3 protein-coding genes are annotated in these 3,128 nt (G+C 72.3%); all 3 read right to left on the bottom strand.

What is annotated here, in order from left to right:
• Positions 1-63: 63 nt before the first annotated feature.
• Complete coding sequence (locus AB0B35_RS41985; protein ID WP_361057469.1) at positions 64-1,341, bottom strand: DUF3631 domain-containing protein; 1,278 nt, start codon at positions 1,339-1,341, stop codon at positions 64-66.
• On the bottom strand, positions 1,338-2,276 hold the full coding sequence (locus tag AB0B35_RS41980; RefSeq protein WP_361057466.1) for a bifunctional DNA primase/polymerase: 939 nt from the start codon (positions 2,274-2,276) through the stop codon (positions 1,338-1,340). Before AB0B35_RS41980 ends, AB0B35_RS41985 begins: the two co-directional genes overlap by 4 nt.
• Positions 2,273-3,128, bottom strand: an 856-nt coding sequence (locus AB0B35_RS41975) for a hypothetical protein (protein ID WP_361057463.1), incomplete at its 5' end; no start/stop codon positions are given. The genes AB0B35_RS41975 and AB0B35_RS41980, both read right to left, overlap by 4 nt.

The raw sequence follows: 3,128 nt of genomic DNA, 5'->3' as shown, positions 1-3,128 counted from the left end.
ATAGAGCAGTGCGGTACAGGACAGTACGGGCGCGAGCGTGGCGTCGAGGCATCAGCGGAGTGGTCACTTGCCCCCCTCGATGACGTAGAGCCGGGGGGTATCCGTCCCAACCGTCCCAACCGTCCCATCGCTGGTCAGCCCCGGGACGGTTGTTTTCGTGGGACGGTTCGAACCGTCCCACTCGGGGAAGCGTCCCGCGTCTGATCTGGGCGGGGACGGTTGGGACGGTTGGGACGCTTCCCCCGGTGTCTGCGGGACATCGGAGGCGCAGTAGCGGTCCCAGGCGTCGGCGAACGACGCTCGCCGGTAGCCCTTGCTCTGCCCGGTCGGGAAGCGGATGTTGCCGTCAGAGCGGATGTGGAACTCGCGGAGCAGTACGCCCAGCTTGTGGGGCGTGATGTCCGGCCAGGGGGACTCGTCCATGGCGCGAAGCTGCTCGATGATCGCGGCGGTGGGCAGTGCCTCGGCGTCGGCGGTCGTGAAGATGGTGCGGCAGTCGGTCAGTAGCCGCACGCGGTCACTGGTGGTGGCGGTCTCCTCCCGCGCCCCGGTGAGCGTGACGGCGGCGGTGCGTGACCGTACCGGCCAATCACCTCCGGCCAGGTCAGCCAGGGCGATGAGCGGTTCCCACGTGTCGGCGGCGCGGTCCTCGACGGGCATGGCCGGTTCGGCGACGCGCAGCGCATCAACGCTGTCGGTGAGCCAGTCGTGCAGCTCGGTGCCGATGGCCGCGACCACGGCCCGGTCGCGCATGATGCGCCAGGGGCGGACCTTCTCGCGCCCGGCGCGACGGCGCATGTGCACGACCACGGCCCGGTCTTCGATGGTGTCGGGGGCCGCGCCGATGCCCGCCATGGCGGCCATGCCGAAGGTGGGGATGCGCTCCACGCGCTGGGTGTTGGCGTCGTAGCGCAGCGCGGGCCGGTTGCGCTGGTGTCCGGCGTTGAGCAGTCCTCGCAGGTCTTCGGCTGAGCCAGCAGCGGCGGGTCCGAAGATGGTGTCGAACTCGTCGATGAGCAGCGTTGGCGGGTCGTCAGTGCCGATGGACCGGTAGATCGCTGCCGGGCTGGCGTTGACTGTGATGAGCGGGTTGTGGCAGGACGCTTCCACCAGATCGAGCAGACGGGACTTGCCGCAGCGCTTCTCCGGCGCGCGGATGACCAGGCGGGGCGCGCACGCCCATGCGGCCAGGGCGTGTGTCGCGGCGATCCACAGCACGACGGCATCGAGGGATTCGGCGTTGGGCAGGATGACGTAGTGGCTGATGGCGGCCCGGAGGCGGTCGAGCAGGGCAGCGCCGTCAACGGCGGGCTGCTTGGCCTTGGCTGGTGGTCGGGTCACAGTGTCACTCCTTCTGCGGCGAACCCGTCTCGGATCGCGTTGGGGGTGGACTTGGCCCACGGCCAGCGTGCGGCGTCGCACGCTGACACGAGGGTGTTGTAGGCGTCGGTGCTGGTGAGGTGGCCTGCGGCGACGATGAGTGCGGCACCGCGGGCGCAGCCGTACAGGGTCACGCGCCGCCGTCCCTCCGGGGCTGAGGCGATGCGGGCGACCAGCGCGGACATGAGTCGGTCAGGGTGGGATATGGCCCCCCCGCTGCGCGGGGGTGTGGGTTGGCCGGCGGGGCGTGTCGGCGCGGGCCGCCGGATCTCGGCGACACAGGCGTCCACCAGCGCGGGGGCCATATCCCTGATCTGCGCCCCGTCGTCGGCCCACGCGTAGGGGCGGCCGGTGTCGGGATGGCGTGCGGGCGGCGCGAGGACGTAGCCGCCGTCTGCCTTCACGTCGATGCCGGGGCCGAGCCGGATGCTCTGGTCGCAGGGCACCGGGTGGCCGGGGTGGCGGTAGTACAGGTGCAGCCCGCCGGAGCCGGTGCGGACGTACCTGGTGGGTGGGGTGAGCCCGCGGTCGATGAGGGTGCGTAGCGAGGTCATGCCGTCGTGGCGTGGGTCGATGTCGATGACGACCAGGCCGGAGGGCGCGCCGGTGCGGATGGCCAGCAGTCCGCGCGGGACCGCAGCCGCCATGGCTGCGATCCGGTCGGGGTCGGTGCTGGCCGCGTAGAACCCGTGGCAGGTCAGGCAGCCACACGTCTGCGGGTCGTGTGGTGTCTTGGACTTGCGTGCCGTCTCGCAGGGCGGGCATAGCGCCACGGGTCGTTTGGTCCGGCCAAGCCAGAAGACGGGCCAGTCGTTGGCGGCGTAGCGCAGCGCAGCCGCCAACAGGGGGTGAGCCGCCGCAGGCGGCCTGTCTGCTCTTCGGGCTGGTTCGGTCATTGGGTCGGCTCCTTCCCGTGGTGAGGTGTCGCGGGCGACGTCGGGCGCGACGCGTCGTGCAGGGCCTGCCGCGACGGGTCGGTGGTGAGCCGTCGTGTCTGCAGCGCCGCGTCGACACGCGACGGCTCGTCGGGTAGCCGTCGTGCGTCGACGCGCGACGGGTCGGTGTAGGCGGTCCAGGCGCGGGCGACCGCGCCGGAGCCGGGGAACAGGTCGTCGAAGGTGTCGCCGGGTGCTGCGCCGAGCAGGTCGAACATCCAGCGGGTGAAGGCGGCCGGTTTCGCGCCGATCACGCGTCCGGGCAGCGTCGTCATCGGCGCGACGCCGTGCACGAGCGAGTCGACTCGTCGGGCGGGCTGGCCGGTCGGGTCGGCGGGGCGTCCGCCGTGGTAGATGACCGGCTCCCACGCGGACAGCGGCCACCGGCTGGCGGTGGGCCGTTCCCCTCGGTGCCACGCTGCGACCCGCACGTCGGGCGGGCAAATGGCCAGCACGGCGGGCAGGGCGCGGGCGGAGGTGGACAGTGCCCACCCGTCGTAGCCGGTCAGGCGGGCGATCAGGTCGGCGTGGTCGACCTCGCCGCCGTAGTCGGGGTGGTCGCGGTAGAGCCATGCTTTGCCGGGGTAGGGCGGGTCGGCGTACGCGAGGCGTAGCGGGCGGCCGGGGTCGACGGCTACGGCCGGCGCGCCGACCGTGCGGGCGAAGCGGTGCCGGGCCTGGCGGCATCGGGTCGAGCAGCACACCGCGTCCCGGCGTGTGGCGGGCGGGATGGGCTGTTCGCACCAGGCGCACAGCCGTCGCGTGTCGACGGTGACACGCGACGGCTCGTAGGCGTCGGGTCCAGCTGGGCGC

The sequence above is a fragment of the Catellatospora sp. NPDC049133 genome (genome assembly GCF_040648455.1).
GTDB classification, from domain to species: Bacteria; Actinomycetota; Actinomycetes; order Mycobacteriales; family Micromonosporaceae; genus Catellatospora; species Catellatospora aurea.
The sequence above is the reverse complement of the archived record's forward strand: the minus strand, read 5'-3'. Positions and strand labels throughout refer to the sequence as shown.

Coding starts and splice junctions, on each gene's coding strand:
- AB0B35_RS41980 (WP_361057466.1), bottom strand. CDS start 2,276: ATGACCGAACCAGCCCGAAGAGCAGACAGGCCGCCTGCGGCGGCTCAC.